The organism is Vibrio sp. QJM3NY_26 (assembly GCF_057786005.1).
Map to the genome: position 1 here is coordinate 279,466 of NZ_CM173515.1, position 16,725 is coordinate 296,190.

At 44.5% G+C, this 16,725-nt stretch carries 16 protein-coding genes; 11 read left to right on the forward strand and 5 right to left on the reverse strand.

The genetic code is table 11. The features are described from left to right. The first annotated feature begins 219 nt into the window (after window positions 1-219). The 5 genes from rnr (at window position 220) to rplI (ending at window position 5,172) form a co-directional block, all read left to right on the forward strand. Complete coding sequence (gene rnr / locus AC3CH4_RS01315) at window positions 220-2,718, forward strand: ribonuclease R (RefSeq protein ID WP_017078239.1); 2,499 nt, start codon at window positions 220-222, stop codon at window positions 2,716-2,718. Between the two features lie 156 nt (window positions 2,719-2,874). After that, on the forward strand, window positions 2,875-3,615 hold the full coding sequence (rlmB, locus tag AC3CH4_RS01320; protein WP_004735856.1) for a 23S rRNA (guanosine(2251)-2'-O)-methyltransferase RlmB: 741 nt from the start codon (window positions 2,875-2,877) through the stop codon (window positions 3,613-3,615). A gap of 292 nt (window positions 3,616-3,907) precedes the next feature. Then, entirely contained in the window at window positions 3,908-4,321 is a 414-nt protein-coding gene (gene rpsF / locus AC3CH4_RS01325; protein WP_004735855.1) for a 30S ribosomal protein S6, read from the forward strand. 132 nt (window positions 4,322-4,453) lie between these two features. Then, window positions 4,454-4,681 carry a 30S ribosomal protein S18 gene (gene rpsR / locus AC3CH4_RS01330; RefSeq protein WP_000090472.1) on the forward strand — a complete coding sequence of 76 codons (228 nt, stop codon included), beginning with the start codon at window positions 4,454-4,456 and terminating at the stop codon, window positions 4,679-4,681. A 38-nt stretch (window positions 4,682-4,719) separates the two neighbouring features. Continuing rightward, window positions 4,720-5,172 carry a 50S ribosomal protein L9 gene (gene rplI, locus AC3CH4_RS01335; RefSeq protein ID WP_004735854.1) on the forward strand — a complete coding sequence of 151 codons (453 nt, stop codon included), beginning with the start codon at window positions 4,720-4,722 and terminating at the stop codon, window positions 5,170-5,172. Between the two features lie 254 nt (window positions 5,173-5,426). On the opposite strand, the gene AC3CH4_RS01340 is transcribed toward rplI, so the two are convergent. After that, window positions 5,427-6,326, reverse strand: coding sequence for a DUF481 domain-containing protein (locus AC3CH4_RS01340; RefSeq protein ID WP_065205751.1), 900 nt, complete (start codon window positions 6,324-6,326; stop codon window positions 5,427-5,429). A gap of 176 nt (window positions 6,327-6,502) precedes the next feature. On the opposite strand from AC3CH4_RS01340, the gene AC3CH4_RS01345 reads away from it, so the two are divergent. Genes AC3CH4_RS01345 through AC3CH4_RS01355 form a run of 3 tightly spaced genes read left to right on the forward strand, consistent with a single transcriptional unit; the run spans window position 6,503 to window position 10,213 of the window. After that, a complete protein-coding gene (locus AC3CH4_RS01345) occupies window positions 6,503-7,894 on the forward strand; it encodes a replicative DNA helicase (RefSeq protein WP_171309440.1) in 1,392 nt (463 codons plus the stop codon). A 4-nt stretch (window positions 7,895-7,898) separates the two neighbouring features. Next, window positions 7,899-8,984, forward strand: a complete 1,086-nt coding sequence (gene alr, locus AC3CH4_RS01350) for an alanine racemase (protein ID WP_017078240.1) — start codon at window positions 7,899-7,901, stop codon at window positions 8,982-8,984. A gap of 23 nt (window positions 8,985-9,007) precedes the next feature. Then, on the forward strand, window positions 9,008-10,213 hold the full coding sequence (locus AC3CH4_RS01355; protein WP_029224181.1) for a BamA/TamA family outer membrane protein: 1,206 nt from the start codon (window positions 9,008-9,010) through the stop codon (window positions 10,211-10,213). A gap of 118 nt (window positions 10,214-10,331) precedes the next feature. Here AC3CH4_RS01355 and AC3CH4_RS01360 read toward each other — a convergent pair whose 3' ends face one another. Beyond that, the gene (locus tag AC3CH4_RS01360; protein ID WP_065205749.1) at window positions 10,332-10,751 is read right to left on the reverse strand and encodes a secondary thiamine-phosphate synthase enzyme YjbQ; all 420 of its coding nucleotides are present in this window, start codon (window positions 10,749-10,751) and stop codon (window positions 10,332-10,334) included. Between the two features lie 326 nt (window positions 10,752-11,077). Between AC3CH4_RS01360 and pgi the strand changes: the two genes are divergently transcribed. Further along, window positions 11,078-12,730, forward strand: a complete 1,653-nt coding sequence (gene pgi / locus AC3CH4_RS01365) for a glucose-6-phosphate isomerase (protein ID WP_488543195.1) — start codon at window positions 11,078-11,080, stop codon at window positions 12,728-12,730. A 138-nt stretch (window positions 12,731-12,868) separates the two neighbouring features. Here pgi and AC3CH4_RS01370 read toward each other — a convergent pair whose 3' ends face one another. Both AC3CH4_RS01370 and zur read right to left on the reverse strand, forming a co-directional pair. Then, window positions 12,869-13,330, reverse strand: coding sequence for a chemotaxis protein CheX (locus AC3CH4_RS01370; protein WP_004735847.1), 462 nt, complete (start codon window positions 13,328-13,330; stop codon window positions 12,869-12,871). Window positions 13,331-13,347: 17 nt separating this feature from the next. Next, window positions 13,348-13,806 carry a zinc uptake transcriptional repressor Zur gene (gene zur / locus AC3CH4_RS01375; protein ID WP_017078243.1) on the reverse strand — a complete coding sequence of 153 codons (459 nt, stop codon included), beginning with the start codon at window positions 13,804-13,806 and terminating at the stop codon, window positions 13,348-13,350. Window positions 13,807-14,052: 246 nt separating this feature from the next. On the opposite strand from zur, the gene AC3CH4_RS01380 reads away from it, so the two are divergent. Next, window positions 14,053-14,232 carry a hypothetical protein gene (locus AC3CH4_RS01380; protein ID WP_488543196.1) on the forward strand — a complete coding sequence of 60 codons (180 nt, stop codon included), beginning with the start codon at window positions 14,053-14,055 and terminating at the stop codon, window positions 14,230-14,232. Between the two features lie 993 nt (window positions 14,233-15,225). Here the strand turns inward: AC3CH4_RS01380 and AC3CH4_RS01385 are convergent. Next, on the reverse strand, window positions 15,226-15,537 hold the full coding sequence (locus AC3CH4_RS01385) for a tyrosine-type recombinase/integrase (protein ID WP_488543197.1): 312 nt from the start codon (window positions 15,535-15,537) through the stop codon (window positions 15,226-15,228). Between the two features lie 166 nt (window positions 15,538-15,703). Here AC3CH4_RS01385 and dusA point away from each other — a divergent pair, with 166 nt between their 5' ends. Beyond that, a complete protein-coding gene (gene dusA, locus AC3CH4_RS01390) occupies window positions 15,704-16,705 on the forward strand; it encodes a tRNA dihydrouridine(20/20a) synthase DusA (RefSeq protein WP_076645760.1) in 1,002 nt (333 codons plus the stop codon). The last annotated feature ends 20 nt before the right edge of the window (window positions 16,706-16,725 follow it).

Consider the following 16,725-nt stretch of genomic DNA (forward strand, 5'->3'; position numbering starts at 1 on the left):
TGTCAGGATAATAGTGTATTTCATTCATGGCGCAAACGTTTGTTTTATCGTTTGCTTGAAATTTTGATGATAGTCCGCCTCTATGAAGCGATGTTTCACAAAGTGAAGATATGTATCAATCTTAGGTTATTTTAGGCTTTTCCAAAGCATATCTGTAGCTTACCCCTAGCATCAGATATACTAGGGGTATATACATTCCTTGCTTAAGCAGGCCCGCCTATGTCAAAAAACACACCAATGTCAGAAAACACGACAGCGACAACCACTGTTGATCCTTTTGCCGACCGAGAGTCGAAAAATTACGAAAACCCAGTACCAAGCCGAGAGTTCATTATTTCGTTTCTAACAGACGCGAATATCCCAATGAACCGTAACGATCTATTCGAAGCTTTGGGTCTTGCTGGAGAGGAACAATATGAAGGGCTGCGTCGTCGTTTACGTGCAATGGAACGTGATGGACAGCTTATCTTTACCCGTCGTCAGTGCTACGCATTGCCTGAGAAGATGGAATTGATTAAAGGCTATGTGATTGGTCATAAAGACGGTCATGGTTGGGTTCGCCCAGACGGCAGTGTGGGTAAAGACAATGATATCGTGTTGCCGCATCACCAGATGAAAACCATCATGCACGGTGATTACGTACTGGCTCAGCCTACTGACAACAGTAAACGTGGTCGTCGTGAAGGTCGTTTGGTTCGTGTTCTTGAAGAGCGCAAAACCCCACTTGTTGGCCGCTTCTTCCTAGAATACGGTCATTCTTACGTGGTTGCTGATGATTCTCGTATTAGTCACGACATCCAGATCCCTACCGAGCATAAAGGCGGTGCTCGAATGGGTAATGTGGTTGTGATTGAAATTACGGATCGTGGTGGTCGTTCTCGTAACATGATGGGTAAAGTGACCGAAGTTCTTGGTGAAAACATGGCTCCGGGTATGGAAACGCAGATCGCGATCCGTACTCACCAGATCCCACAAGAGTGGCCTGAAGCGGTAGATAAGCAAATCGTAAACCTCGGTGAGCATGTTCCTGAAGAAGCAAAAGAAGGACGTGTTGATCTACGCAAACTACCATTGGTTACCATTGATGGTGAAGATGCGCGTGACTTCGATGATGCGGTTTACTGTGAAGCGAAGAAAGGCGGAGGCTGGCGCCTGTGGGTAGCGATTGCTGACGTAAGTTACTACGTTCGCCCAGATACCGCGCTAGACAAAGAAGCGATTAACCGTGGTAACTCGGTATACTTCCCGTCACAAGTTGTGCCAATGCTGCCAGAAGTCCTTTCTAATGGTTTATGTTCATTGAACCCTCAAGTCGACCGTTTATGTATGGTGTGTGAGATGACTATCTCAGACAAAGGTAAACTGTCGGGTTACAAGCACTACGAAGCGGTAATGAACTCTCATGCCCGTCTGACTTACAACAAAGTTGGCGCTATCTTAGATGGCAATGAAGAACTTCGTGAGCGTTACGAGCCTGAAGTACCACATCTTGAAGAGCTTCATAAGATGTACAAGGTACTTAAGAAAACGCGTGATGAACGTGGTGCGATTGAGTTTGAAACGGTAGAAACTAAGTTTATCTTCAATGCGGATCGTAAGATTGACCGTATTGAACCAGTCATCCGTAACGATGCACACAAGATCATCGAAGAGTGTATGATTCTTGCGAATATCGCATCGGCGTCTTACGTAGAAAAAGCGAAAGAACCTGCACTGTACCGTGTTCACGATACTCCGGGAGAAGAGCGCTTAACTGGCTTTAAGAGCTTCCTTAGTGAGCTAGGTTTAACGCTGGAAGGTGGCCTGTCGCCATCACCAGTAGACTATGCACAACTGATGCAACAGATTAATGAGCGTGAAGATCGTGAGTTAATCCAAACCATGCTACTGCGCTCGATGAAGCAAGCGGTATACAACGCGGACAACGCAGGTCACTTTGGTTTAGCTCTTAAACGCTATGCTCACTTTACCTCGCCAATTCGTCGTTACCCAGATTTGCTATTGCACCGCGCGATTAAGTACCTTATTGCGAAAGAAGAAGGCCGTCAGAGTGAGCGTTGGACGCCAACCGGTGGTTACCACTACACTTTCGATGATATGGACTTCTACGGCGAGCAGTGTTCAATGACTGAGCGTCGTGCTGATGATGCTACGCGTGAAGTGAACGACTGGCTTAAGTGTGAGTACATGCAAGACCATGTCGGCGAAGTGATGGATGGCGTAATTGCTAACGTGACTGGCTTCGGTTTCTTTGTTCGTCTCACTGAACTGCACATTGATGGCTTGGTACATATCTCAGCGCTAGCGAATGATTACTACCAATTTGATGCTGTTGGTCAGCGTTTAGTCGGTGAAAGCTCAGGTAACATCTACCGCTTAGGTGATTCGGTTAAAGTGAAGGTTTCTGCGGTTAATCTAGAAACTCGCCAAATCGACTTTGATTTAGAAGACACCGATCGTCAGCCTCGTGGTAAAGGTAAAACAGCCAAGAAGCGTGCGGCTGAAGCGATGAAAAAGGCGAAAAGCAAAAAGCGTTCAGCGGTGAAGAGTAATAAGCCGGGTGTACCTGCGACGCCTTTAGTTGAACCCACTAAGCGACCAGACGGTAGCTCTGAAAGTTCAGCTAAGAAGAAGTCAGCGAATAAAACCGGTGCTGCGAAGGCGCGAGCTAAGAAAAAGCGTACTGCAAGTCGTAAGCCAAAGGCTGATAAGTCTTAAGCTATTGTTTTACAATGACAGCAAGGCTTAACGTCTAACGAATTTAAATGCGAGAGTATCAGGCGCAAGACGCATACTCTCGAAATAAACAACACAGGGGTGGGTGCATCGGGTTTGATGTCATTCATCTCTGAGCAATAAGAGTAACCAGAGACAATGAGTAACGAATTTATTTACGGTATTCACGCGGTGAAAGCCGTACTAGAAAAAGATCCAGCACGCTTTATTGAAGCGTACGTGCTTAAAGGTCGTCAAGACGATCGTCTTCTTCCATTACTGAATCAACTGCAGCAATTTGGTGTGTCGATTCAACAAATGGGCCGTAAGCCGCTTGATGAAAAAGCACAGGGTGCAAATCACCAAGGTCTTATTGCTAAGGTGAAGCCTGCTAAGCAGCTTAATGAAACTCACCTAGACGATATCCTAGCGCAGCACGAACAGCCTCTGCTGTTGGTTCTAGATGGCGTAACAGACCCTCATAACCTAGGTGCTTGTCTACGTAACGCGGATGCTGCTGGTGTGGCGGCTGTTATCGTACCTAAAGATCGCTCTTCGCCGCTAACGGCAACCGTAAGCAAGGTAGCGTGTGGTGCGGCTGAAACCGTTCCTCTAGTGCGCGTAACCAACCTAGCCCGTACAATGCGCGCTCTACAAGAGCAAGGTGTATGGTTCGTGGGTACCGCAGGTGAAGCGACGCATGACATCTACCAAGCGAAGCTAACGGGTCCTCTTGCGGTAGTTATGGGTGCAGAAGGTGACGGTATGCGTCGTTTAACGCGTGAAACCTGTGATGACCTAATTAAGATTCCAATGTCAGGCAGCGTGTCGAGCCTCAACGTTTCGGTAGCATCAGGCATCTGTCTGTTCGAAGCGGTACGTCAGCGCCTAGCTCAATAGCGTTAAGCTTAATCAAAAGGCAAAACGACTCTAAGTCCATGAATTTATTAGCGCTCACCACTTGCTGGTGGGCGTTTCTTTTTAGGCTGTTATGACGGAATCGTTTGGTTTGTCAGATGGCTAGATGGCGAAAGAAAAACTGTTTCATTATTAGCCAAATACCGCTTGCCAATACCGGGTTCTTTCTATAATATTTGCCGTCCTTAAAACTCGGTCATTTTTCTTTAGTTCCTTGCTTCCCTTGGACGACCGAGCCTTTCGTGGAAGCTAATAATCCGTAAGGAGCAACCAAATGCGTCATTATGAAATCGTATTCATGGTTCACCCTGATCAAAGCGAGCAAGTTGCTGGCATGATCGAGCGTTACACTGGTTCAATCACTGAAGCTGGCGGTACTATCCACCGTCTAGAAGACTGGGGCCGCCGTCAAATGGCTTACCCAATCAACAAACTTCACAAAGCTCACTACGTTCTTATGAACGTTGAAGCTGGCCAAGAAGTGATGGACGAGCTAGAAACTGCTTTCCGTTTTAACGATGCAGTTCTACGTAACATGATCATGCGCACTAAAGGCGCTGTGACTGAGCAATCTATCATGCTTAAGCAAAAAGAAGAGCGTGCAGAGCGTGCTCCTCGTCGTGATGACCGTGAAGAACGTGCACCACGTCGTGAAGAAGAAGCTAAGCCAGAAGCTGCTGCTGAGTAATTCTTTTTTGGCCTTTTAGGTCATTAAATTTTATTCAACTCGTTTAGGTATTTTCACTACAAGCATTTGCTTACGCTTATTTATAAGCCTGTGTTAATACCGCATTATTAAATTTAGATCAGGAGATAGCCCATGGCTCGTTTCTTCCGTCGTCGTAAATTCTGCCGTTTTACTGCAGAAGGCGTACAAGAGATTGACTACAAAGACGTAGCAACTCTAAAAAACTACATCACTGAAGCTGGTAAAATTGTACCTAGCCGTATCACTGGTACAAGTGCTAAATACCAACGTCAGCTAGCTCGCGCTATCAAGCGTTCTCGTTACCTAGCTCTACTACCGTACACTGACAAGCATCAGTAATCGGTAATAGTTAACAATAGTTTAAGAGGACTAAGATAATGCAAGTTATTCTACTTGATAAAATCGGTAACCTAGGTGGCCTTGGCGACCAAGTAAACGTTAAATCTGGTTACGCTCGTAACTTCCTTATCCCACAGGGTAAAGTAGTTATGGCAACTAAAGACAACGTTGCTATGTTCGAAACTCGCCGTGCTGAACTAGAAGCTAAAGTTGCTGAGCAACTAGCTGCTGCAGAAGCTCGCGCAGAGACAGTTAACACTCTAGAAGGCGTTACAATCGCTTCTAAAGCTGGTGACGAAGGCAAACTATTCGGTTCTATCGGTACTCGTGACATCGCAGATGCTATTACAGCAGCTGGTGTTGCAGTAGTTAAGAGCGAAGTACGCCTACCTGAAGGCGCTCTACGTAACATCGGCGAATTCGAAGTAAGCATCCAACTTCACTCTGAAGTTTTTGCTACTGCGAAAATCGCTATCGTTGCAGCTGAGTAATTTCAGTACCAAGACGAATTCTTTCTTTTGAAAGTTTTAAACACCAGCTTCGGCTGGTGTTTTTTTATGTCTGAAATATAGGAAAATATAGCGAAGGGGTTATGGTAAGTAAAAAGCTTACAGTGATCCAAAAGCCCTTATTGCTGAACAGTCTGTTCTCAAGGTTAGAGGTGGCCTTAAGACTAGAATTGCTCTTGAGATTAGAATAGTTCTTGAGACTAGAACTGCTCTTGAGATTAGAATAGCTCTGGAGACTAGAACTGAAAGAGCAGGTTAATCGACAGCACTGAGTCTTCTTTGCTTAATCCATCAGGCACTTTATCGTGGTATTGACGAGAGTGGGCAATCTTCAGTGCGATATTGTCAGTAATATCGTTGATCGCTTCTAATTCTGTATCAAATTTCAGGTTACTGTGGCCAGATACTAACGTCACATCAGCCTTGAGCTGCAAATTCTTCAACACCTGCCATGATGTATTCACATTGCCACGGAAAATCGCCTCTTCAACAATCTCTGGGAAGATGATGTCATCGTCGTCCAATTCATCGAGATTAGGTTCTTGGTAACGAAAACCCGGTCCGACTTCGACTTCCAACACAAACTCTTCAGTGTTCGAGAACTGATAACCCAAACCACTAGAGATTGTGTAGTCTTTAAAGTAAGCACTGTATCGAGAATCGACACCTTTGAAGCTGCCGTAAAGGTAGGTTTTAGGGCTTAACTTGTAGTCACTCTGAGCCGAGTAAGTCGATTGTCTTTTATCTTCTTCACCGTCTTTGTAGAGGTTGTAGTATTTCCATTCGCCACTGGTTCTATGACGGCCAGCCGTATACTCACCGTTTAGGCGGGCATTTAGCGATCGTGAATCAGAATTACCAGTATGCGACTGATACCCAAATTCGACTTCCGTCTTGAGTGGGTTCGGCAGTTCTGTGTCACTCGTATCACTTGGTGCGATATCCATATCTTTTTCAGGTGTCGGTGCAACGACGATCGGCTCAACAGTAGGTTCTGAAACTACTATAGAGTCGAGGATTGCATCGACAGAGGCTTTAGCATCATCATCAGCTAAGGCCAACGGAGAGCTCAGAAGGCTGGTGCTTAGAAGACCAGAGCTTAGAAGACCAGTGCTCAGAGCCAATAATTTGGACACGCATACCTCTAGTTATACAGTGAGTGAATGGCAGGATCGTAATGCTACCCTTGGTTAATTCCGTCAGCAATAGGTAAATTCTTCCTGAAGAATAAAACAAACGCTTAGGAACGGATTACAAATGAGTGTTCTTGGGTATAATGAACGATCATTATTAGTTATTGAGTGTAGTCATAGTGGATACCAAAAGTCAGAAATCAGCCAACGATCAGGTGGACGCCATCAAGGTCCCGCCACATTCATTAGAAGCTGAGCAATCTGTTATTGGCGGTTTGTTATTGGATAACGAACGCTGGGATACAGTTGCTGAAAAGGTTGTGGCCAAAGACTTTTATAGCCGTCCTCACCGTCTGATCTTTGAAGCGGTAAAGGATATCCTTGAAGAAAGTTCTCCTCTGGACCTGATTACACTCTCTGAACATTTAGAGCTTCGTGAGCAGCTAGAAGACGTAGGTGGCTTTGCTTACCTTGCTGACTTAGCCAAAAACACCCCAAGTGCCGCTAACATTAATGCGTATGCTGATATCGTGGCACAGCGAGCACTGGTTCGCAGCCTGATCGGTGTGGCGAATGAGATCGCCGATTCTGGTTATGACCCTCAAGGTCGAACATCGGAAGAGCTGGTTGATCTTGCTGAAAGTAAAGTCTTCGCGATTGCAGAAGGCCGAGCAAGTGAAAACGAAGGCCCACAAAACGTTGATAGCATTCTCGAGAAGACGCTAGAACGTATCGAAATCTTATATAAATCGCCACAAGATGGTGTTACTGGTGTCGATACTGGCTTTAACGACCTTAACAAGAAGACAGCAGGCCTACAGGGTTCAGACTTAATCATTGTTGCTGCGCGTCCATCGATGGGTAAAACCACGTTTGCGATGAACTTGTGTGAAAACGCGGCGATGAAACAAGATAAGCCCGTTCTGATTTTCTCTCTTGAGATGCCAGCCGAACAGCTGATGATGCGTATGCTTGCGTCACTTTCTCGTGTCGACCAAACCAAGATTCGTACCGGTCAATTGGATGATGAAGATTGGGCGCGTATTTCATCGAGTATGGGTATTCTTATGGATAAGAAGAATATGTATATCGATGATAGCTCGGGCTTAACACCAACAGAAGTACGCTCGCGTGCTCGACGTATTGCTCGTGAGCATGATGGTATTTCTATGATCATGATAGATTACCTCCAATTAATGCGTGTACCTTCGTTGTCTGAAAACCGTACGTTAGAGATCGCCGAAATTTCTCGCTCCCTAAAAGCGCTAGCGAAAGAGTTGAACGTTCCGGTTGTGGCACTTTCTCAGCTTAACCGTTCCCTAGAGCAACGTGCTGATAAACGCCCAGTAAACTCGGATTTGCGTGAATCAGGTTCTATCGAGCAAGATGCCGATTTGATCATGTTTATCTATCGTGATGAGGTTTATAACCCAGACAGTTCACTGAAAGGCATCGCTGAGATCATCCTTGGTAAGCAACGTAACGGTCCTATCGGTTCGGTTCGTTTAACATTCCAAGGTCAACACTCCCGATTTGATAACTATGCAGGTCCTGCATTTGATGATGAGTAAGTTAATGACTTATATGAAAGCAGCGACGGCAAGCATTGACTTAAACGCGCTCGAACATAACCTGAACCAGATAAAGTCGAAGGCTCCACAGTGTAAAGTTATGTCGGTTGTGAAAGCGAATGGCTACGGGCACGGCTTACTGCATATCGCTAAGCACTCGAAAAACTCAGATGCTTTTGGTGTGGCACGTATTGAAGAAGCCTTACAGCTGCGAGCTGGTGGTATTGTTAAACCCATTTTGTTGCTGGAAGGGTTTTACTCTTCGGGTGATTTACCCATCCTGGTGACCAATAACATTCAAACCGTGGTGCATTGTGAAGAGCAATTAAGCGCGCTAGAGAATGCAGATTTGGAAACACCGGTTGTGGTATGGCTTAAAGTCGACAGTGGCATGCACCGATTAGGTGTTCGCCCTGAGCAATACCAAAACTTTGTTGAGCGTTTGCATCAATGTGCGAATGTTGCCAAACCTCTACGTTACATGAGCCACTTTGGTTGTGCTGATGAACTTGATAGAGCAACCACCGTTGAACAGACTGAGCTTTTCTTATCTCTCACTGACGGTTGTGAAGGTGAGCGTTCACTTGCTGCCTCTGCGGGTCTATTGGCTTGGCCTAACAGCCACCTTGATTGGGTTCGTCCGGGAATTATCTCTTACGGTGTTTCGCCTTTTGCTGATAAATCAGCGCAAGAACTTGGCTTTAAGCCTGTGATGACTCTGACCTCACATCTGATTGCGGTTCGTGATGTTAAAGCGGGTGAAAGCGTAGGCTATGGCGCTAACTGGACCAGTGAACGTGATACCAAGGTTGGCGTGATCGCGATTGGTTACGGTGATGGTTATCCACGCATGGCACCTAACGGCACTCCAGTGTTCGTTAATGGACGAAAAGTACCGATCGCAGGACGAGTGTCAATGGACATGCTAACGGTCGACCTTGGCCCTGATGCTGCAGATCAAGTGGGCGATGAAGCGACTCTGTGGGGTAAAGGCTTACCTTCAGAAGAAGTAGCAGATCATATCGGCACTATCGCGTACGAGTTAGTCACTAAGCTGACTTCACGTGTTGCGATGGAGTATGTGAAGTAGCTATGGATCTTGTAAACTAAATGATGTTCAAGCGAACGACTCGACACTGGTTAACGTCAGCTATGGCATTGCTCGGTGTTAGCTTTTCTTCTTCTGTCTTGAGTGAAGAAAAAGATTCAGCCTTTGTCCCTTTCTATTTTAGTACTGAAACATTGGGTAATACCTTTGGGGTTGCGGGTGTCGCAAAGGGTGTTTGGCAACCTCAAGCCGCTCTGTTTGGTATGGCGCTTTATTCAGACAAAGACAGTTACGTCGGTTTTCTATCTGCTTTTAACTACGCTTTGTCTGAGAATGTTTTATTCAGTACTCAGATGTACCAAGCGCGCTTCAACGACAATCCTTATTACATTGGCTCTCAAGGCGACAACGATTCATCTATTGATGATAAAACCATTGCCGATGGCTTAGAGCAAAACTATCAGTTTGAATTTAAGTATTTGCTACCTTGGGGCAATGTTGCAGAACATGGCTTGTTAGGGGCTTTTCAGCCAATCAAAGATGTGAGCTTTGCTTCGCCCGTCGAGTCAGGTGTCAGCTCGATTATCTTCACGCCTTTTTATACCGCTCGTGAACTGGAAGGTTTAAATAATACTGAAGAGGCGACAGGCTTTAGTCTGGCATTGGATTGGGATAACCGTGATAGCACACGTAACCCAACCACGGGCTCTCATACTAACCTGGAATTCACGACCGGCGCAGAAAGCTGGTCTAACGATGATTTATGGTTGAAGTGGACGTTCCAAAATAGCCAGTACTTCGCATTAGGCCCTTTAGGTGACCTGTTCGACCAACAAGTCGTGGCACTCGATTTCTATACCGCTGATACACCAACATGGGATAACTGTTCTGGGCAAGATTGTGCTCGTCCACCGGAAACTGAACAAGCTCGATTGGGTGGTTTATATCGCTTACGAGGTTATACCGGAGGTCGCTACCACGGACGTTCTGCGGTTCATTACTCTGCTGAGTACCGAGTGATTCCTGACTGGCAACCTTTGGGTGATATCCCACTGATTAACTACTACGATTTGCCTTGGTGGCAATGGGTGGCGTTTGCCGAAGTCGGGCGCGTTGCTGATGAGTACGATATAAAAACACTGCACTCGGATATGAAATGGAGCCTAGGTGGCGCGGTTCGTTTCCAAGTAGAGGGTATTGTTGTTCGTGCTGAGTTAGCTCGAGGTGGTGATGAAGGGACCTTTAGGGTCATGATAAACCAGCCTTTCTAATCTGGGTTTACTAACTCGAATATCTCATGTTTTTAAAGGGTGGCACATAACTGTGTCACCCTTTTTTGTTTTCTATCATTATGTTTTTAATAATGTTTTATAGCTGGATAACTTAAAGTTATTCACCTTGAATCGTAGCAACAACCGTACGGCTGCCACCACAATCTCGATGTTCACCTAAGTAAATGCCCTGCCATGTTCCTAAAGCTAAACGACCATTAGTGATAGGTATTGTCACACTGGTGCCAAGTGTCGATGCTTTAATGTGGGCTGGCATGTCATCATCGCCTTCATAGGTGTGTCTGTAGTAGGGTGCTCGCTCAGGTACAAACTTATTAAAGTGTGATTCCATATCGGTACGGACGGTAGGATCAGCGTTCTCGTTTAGCGTGAGGCTGGCAGAGGTATGTTGGATAAAAAGATGTAATAAACCAACAGATAGAGAATTGATATCGTGTATCTGTTGTTCAATTTCATCAGTAATGAGATGAAATCCACGCTTTCGTGCATTTAGGTGTATAGTCTTCTGAATCCACATACGCCATCCTTTATAATGTATTTGGAAAAAAAGTGGTTTAACGCTATCTTTTGAACTTGAATTTATCAGGTATCGCTCACATTTAATTATGTTAGAGCTAGAGTCTGTACCGATTCTTGTATCAGGAAATCGAATCCTGATTTATCTCAAGGTACAGCTCTTCATATGCGGCATAATACGTCGTGAAAAAAAATTACAAAGAATCTTTCAGTGGTGACGCGGTTTGGTCATCACAGAAAAATATAAACTTTCGCCTAATCGGGGGTTCTATTCATCACCCAGGTGACGTTTAGAATAAAACCTACAGTAACATCGGGATAGATACCATGTTGAAAAATATCAACCCAACGCAAACACAAGCGTGGAAAGCTCTAACTGCACATTTTGAGTCTGCTCAAGATATGGATATGAAAGAGCTGTTTGCTCAAGATGCAAAGCGTTTCGAGAGCTTTTCTACTCGTTTCGGTTCTGACATCTTAGTGGATTACTCTAAGAACCTTATCGATGCTGAAACGATGCAGCACCTATTTGCTCTTGCGAACGAGACTGAAGTTAAGTCTGCAATCGAAGCAATGTTCGGCGGTGATGCAATCAACAAGACTGAAGGTCGTTCAGTACTTCACACTGCTCTACGTAACCGTAGCGACAACCCAGTAATGGTTGATGGCAAAGACGTAATGCCAGCAGTGAACGCAGTACTAGCGAAAATGGAACTGTTCACGCACCGCATCGTTTCTGGTGAGTGGAAAGGTTACACAGGTAAAGAGATCACTGATGTAGTTAACATCGGTATCGGCGGTTCGGACCTTGGTCCATACATGGTGACTGAAGCACTTACGCCATACAAAACTCGCCTGAACATGCACTTCGTTTCTAACGTAGATGGCACTCACATTGTTGAGACACTTAAGCCTCTTAACCCAGAAACAACGTTGTTCCTAGTAGCATCGAAGACATTTACGACTCAAGAAACAATGACGAATGCACACTCTGCTCGTGATTGGTTCCTGGCTGAAGCGGGTGATGACGCACACGTAGCTAAGCACTTCGCAGCGCTATCAACTAACGCAACATCAGTTGCTGAGTTTGGTATCGATACTGACAACATGTTCGAATTCTGGGACTGGGTTGGTGGTCGTTACTCACTATGGTCTGCAATCGGCCTTTCTATCTCTCTTTCTATCGGCTTCGATAACTTCGCTGAGCTACTAGACGGCGCACACGAGATGGATAACCACTTTGCTTCAACTGAGTTTGAAAGCAACATTCCAGTGATTCTTGCGCTTATTGGTGTTTGGTACAACAACTTCCATGGCGCTGAGTCAGAAGCTATTCTACCTTACGATCAGTACATGCACCGTTTTGCTGCTTACTTCCAGCAAGGTAACATGGAATCAAACGGTAAGTTTGTTGACCGTGAAGGCAACCCAGTAGAATACCAAACAGGTCCTATCATCTGGGGTGAACCTGGTACTAACGGCCAACACGCTTTCTACCAACTGATTCACCAAGGCACTAAGCTGATCCCATCAGACTTTATTGCTCCTGCTATCAGCCACAACCCAGCATCTGATCACCACCAGAAGCTAATGTCTAACTTCTTTGCTCAAACTGAAGCACTAGCATTCGGTAAGACAAAAGAGACAGTGGAAGCTGAATTCCTAGCGGCTGGCAAAACAGCTGAAGAAGTGGCTGAGCTTGTACCTTTCAAAGTATTTGAAGGTAACCGTCCAACGAACTCTATTCTTGTTAAGCAAATCAACCCTCGCTCTTTAGGTAACCTAATCGCGATGTACGAGCACAAGATCTTTGTTCAAGGCGTTATCTGGAACATCTTCAGCTTCGACCAATGGGGTGTAGAACTTGGTAAGCAACTAGCAAACCAAATTCTTCCTGAGCTTGCTGATGATGCTCAAGTAACATCTCACGACAGCTCAACTAACGGTCTAATCAACGCATTTAAAACGTTGAAAGCTTAAGACTGTTTGAGTAACACCAAGTAATAACTGTAAACGCCAACCTTTCGGTTGGCGTTTTTTATGTCCGTTGATTTTACGGCAATAAAAAAGGCTGACGTATGTACGTCAGCCTTTCATTTTTTATTTACTCGATTGTCTCTATTCGAAACAGATCTCGATGAAGGCGTTACCCCACTGAGATGTGAAAGGCATGATGATAATAGCACCTTCACACTTATGACGAATGGTGTGGCCTTTGCCTGAAACGACGATTGGCGTTGCCATGTCGAAATCAAAGCCGCTTTCTGCAAGAATACGTTTTGCACCACCAGTCACCATATTAGTGATTTCACCCACCATATCGGTCACTTCTTCGTTCAAGCCATTTGGTCGTTCACCCAACATGTTTTCCATGATTTCTAGGGCAAGACCTTCATCAAAAGTGATCGACATTGAGCCACGAGATTGTGTGCCAACCATACCAATTAGGCCGGATACATCACCACGAGCGATCTCATCTTTCTTAACTCTTGGTTTTTGTGGCTTCAATTCAAGAGAAGCCATCGTTTTTAGTACATTCATCAAAGAAGCTAAAAACGGGTTTACAAATTCAGCGCGCATAATGTTCTTCTATAATCTTATTCTTTCATTTCGGAGGAGCAAGATTGGCAAATGCCATGCGATTCAATGACATGATTGGTCAATTGAAAGCCATGCTTCTCAGCGTTACTAGCGAGTAGAGTGACAAGCGCATCGTCTTGCAATTCTATCACAGTGCCACATTTATCGCAGATCAGTAGTTGGGAGAAATGTTTGTTTGCATTGCAAGAACAGCAACATATGAAGCTATTGGTTGATTCAACTCGGTGAATGAAACCTTGTTCCAACAAGAAATCCAAAGCACGATAAACTGTAGGAGGCTTGGCTTGCGGTTCACTGACTTTCAACTGCTCTAATAATTCATAAGCACTGGAGGCTTTTTTATTAGAGAAAATGAGCTCAAACACTCGCTTTCTCTGAGGTGTTAATCTAACGCCTCGAGATGCGCATATCCCTTCAACTTGCTCTATTAATGTGTGGTCCAAATTTTTCACCATTCAATCGGACATCCCTATTCAAACCCTATTTCTAGGTTACTACGTTTTGGGAGCCAATGATTTCTATTAAAGTCAGGTACAGAGCGTATTGTGACCCACGACTTTGAATAAGACAAGGTAACTCAAAATGACAGTGTGACTCAAGGCATAACTGATTAATGAGGCTGAATTAGAGATCTGGTGAATGTGTTTATAAAAAAATGTGCAATAAGGTGCTTTTATAAAATACTCTCAATCGACATTGGCTTGTCATCGACTAAGAAAGGTTTAGCGTTACTTGGCGCGGGAGCGGCTTTGGTAGCTGGTCACCCTGAACTTGTCACCGCGAGCGTATCGGCAGACGATGTTCAATTCGGTGGCATTATTAGCGCAAGTGCTCCAATAGTATTTGGCCTATGGGAAACCCTACGCAATGAGTTCAAGTGATGGCAGAGTATCAAACACTAATCATCGCAATTGTTAGTGCTTTATCTAGCGGTGTGGGTGTGGGGCTCACACTCAAAACGGATGTTAAGTGGCTGCGCTTGATGATGGAGAAAATGGACGAGCGAATTACAAGGCTTGAAAATTGTAATGGGTAAAAGAGACAGCCTTGCGACTGTCTCTTTAAGTTATTCTTTAATCAAGTCTGCGACTGTATTGACAAAGTAAATCAGACCTTTGACAAAAAAATTAGGTCTTAATTTGAAAATAGTAAAGCCAGTGTTGAAGACCTTACGTAGCAAAGCTTGGACGCTTTTGGGCAACATAATCACACCTATATGGTTGTGTTAATTTGATTGCCAAGCCTGTATCCACGTTCTATAGTCTCGTTGTCAGATATTGAGACTTAGATATCTAGTAGTCACTTTTTGAGTAATTGGCGTTACTCTAGACTTGGCTTCGAATTCGAACCCTGCCTTTTGGTGGGGTTCTTCGTTTCTGGTTAAAATAAATCAGATTCCCTGTACAACTCTCCTCTCTAAACGGTGAATAAAAAACACAATATCCTGTGTTTTTTCTTTCAAGGTTTACAAGATAGAGCTGCAAGCCACTATTTTCAAGGTAAAGAAATGGGGTGGTCTGTGGATAAGTGTTTGATTGAAAAAAAACTGTAAGTGACTACTTACTGACGGTGATACGAGCGGCTTGATTGTATAAAAACTGTGTTTTAATGATGCTTTACTTTTGCGCATCCATAAAAAAAAATCCCTTGATCTTTGTTCAAAACCCATAACCTTATTATTTAGCTGGTATTGCATTTAAGTTGTTAAGTTTTATTGATTTTTTATGGTTAACTAGCGTGAAAGTGTATTGTTGTGCGACAGGGCCTAAAAACTTATCGCCCGTAAATGTTGAAATTAGCCTTCCAGATCCCACCAAAACTACAACAAAACTTGTATATCTAATAATGTCCTAATACATATAAAGAAAATATATTTAAGGTTGTGCTTTTTCATGTAAATAATGCAGGAATAGTTGAGCATAAACCTGCCACAAAATGTTCAGATTTCGGTGTCCTGTCACTTGAGATACCTCTTCAATTGAGTAGCCCTTTTCAAACAACCGACTTGCTCCCTCTCTTCGTAAATCGTGATATCTCAAATCTTCTATGCCTAATTCGTTTCGAACTCGCTGAAAGCCTGCGCTTACACTTCGTGAGTTGTAAGTGAAAATAAGTTCGTCTTTGTTCCTGAATGTTTTCGATTCCCTGTGTATAATCGCCCAATTATTTTTGACTACAATGTCCACTGTGAAGCGTGATTCACCGCTTTGAAGTGTTCTTTTTTTAATGCTAAATGATGCCTTCGTTTCACTTCATCAATACGTACTATAGGCGTACTGAGTGGGTGAGCTTGCGGCTGAGCTGGCGAGTTTCTGTATATATATGCAGTGTATAGATTTTGAGTAACGCTTTATGAAACCTGACAATACCAGTAAATACGCGGCTAACCGCTTATCCGTTGCACCCATGTTGGATTGGACTGACCGCCACTGTCGTTACTTTCACCGTTTGCTCTCTCAGCAGACGCTTCTGTACACGGAAATGATAACAACAGGTGCGATCTTACATGGTAAGGGCGACTTTCTAGAATATAACGAGCAAGAACATCCTCTTGCACTTCAACTCGGCGGTTCCAACCCGGTTGATCTAGCTGCTTGTGCCAAGCTTGCTGGGGAGCGTGGCTATGATGAAATCAACCTTAATGTCGGTTGTCCTTCAGACCGAGTTCAGAATGGTCGATTTGGTGCTTGCCTAATGGCTGAGCCCGAGTTGGTGGCAGATTGTGTGTCGGCGATGAGAGAAGTCACAGATATTCCAATTACCGTGAAAACGCGTATTGGTATCGACGACCAAGACTCTTATGAGTTCTTAACTAAGTTTGTTTCGACGGTTTCTGAAAAAGGCGGCTGTGAGCAATTTACTATTCATGCGCGTAAAGCATGGTTGAGTGGCCTTAGCCCGAAAGAGAACCGAGAGATCCCACCGCTAGATTACGATCGTGCATACCAAATCAAGAAAGACTTCTCTGATCTTGTGATTGCCGTGAATGGTGGCGTTACGACTCTTGAGCAAACTAAAGAGCACTTGCAACACCTTGATGGTGTGATGATCGGTCGTGAGGCTTACCATAGCCCATTTATCTTGGCTGAAGTTGATCAGCAGATCTTTGGTTTAGACACGCCAATTAAGAAGCGCTCACAAGTGGTTGAAGAGATGTACCCGTACATAGAGCGTGAGCTTTCAAATGGTGCAAGCTTAGGACACATCTCTCGTCATATGCTTGGTTTGTTCCAAAGTATGCCGGGTGCAAGACAATGGCGTCGCTACATCAGTGAAAACGCACATAAGAAAGGTGCAGGTATCGAAGTGATGCAGACAGCATTGGCTAAGATCCCTAAAGAGCTAAACGTATAACCTCCCTCGAGGTTAAAAGT

Excerpts from the sequence above, each read along its gene's own strand:
- rnr (WP_017078239.1), top strand. The coding sequence starts at position 220 with ATGTCAAAAAACACACCAATGTCAGAAAACACGACAGCGACAACCACT.
- rlmB (WP_004735856.1), top strand. The coding sequence starts at position 2,875 with ATGAGTAACGAATTTATTTACGGTATTCACGCGGTGAAAGCCGTACTA.
- rpsF (WP_004735855.1), top strand. The coding sequence starts at position 3,908 with ATGCGTCATTATGAAATCGTATTCATGGTTCACCCTGATCAAAGCGAG.
- rpsR (WP_000090472.1), top strand. The coding sequence starts at position 4,454 with ATGGCTCGTTTCTTCCGTCGTCGTAAATTCTGCCGTTTTACTGCAGAA.
- rplI (WP_004735854.1), top strand. The coding sequence starts at position 4,720 with ATGCAAGTTATTCTACTTGATAAAATCGGTAACCTAGGTGGCCTTGGC.
- alr (WP_017078240.1), top strand. The coding sequence starts at position 7,899 with ATGACTTATATGAAAGCAGCGACGGCAAGCATTGACTTAAACGCGCTC.
- AC3CH4_RS01355 (WP_029224181.1), top strand. The coding sequence starts at position 9,008 with ATGTTCAAGCGAACGACTCGACACTGGTTAACGTCAGCTATGGCATTG.
- AC3CH4_RS01360 (WP_065205749.1), bottom strand. The coding sequence starts at position 10,751 with ATGTGGATTCAGAAGACTATACACCTAAATGCACGAAAGCGTGGATTT.
- pgi (WP_488543195.1), top strand. The coding sequence starts at position 11,078 with ATGTTGAAAAATATCAACCCAACGCAAACACAAGCGTGGAAAGCTCTA.
- AC3CH4_RS01370 (WP_004735847.1), bottom strand. The coding sequence starts at position 13,330 with ATGCGCGCTGAATTTGTAAACCCGTTTTTAGCTTCTTTGATGAATGTA.
- zur (WP_017078243.1), bottom strand. The coding sequence starts at position 13,806 with ATGGTGAAAAATTTGGACCACACATTAATAGAGCAAGTTGAAGGGATA.
- dusA (WP_076645760.1), top strand. The coding sequence starts at position 15,704 with ATGAAACCTGACAATACCAGTAAATACGCGGCTAACCGCTTATCCGTT.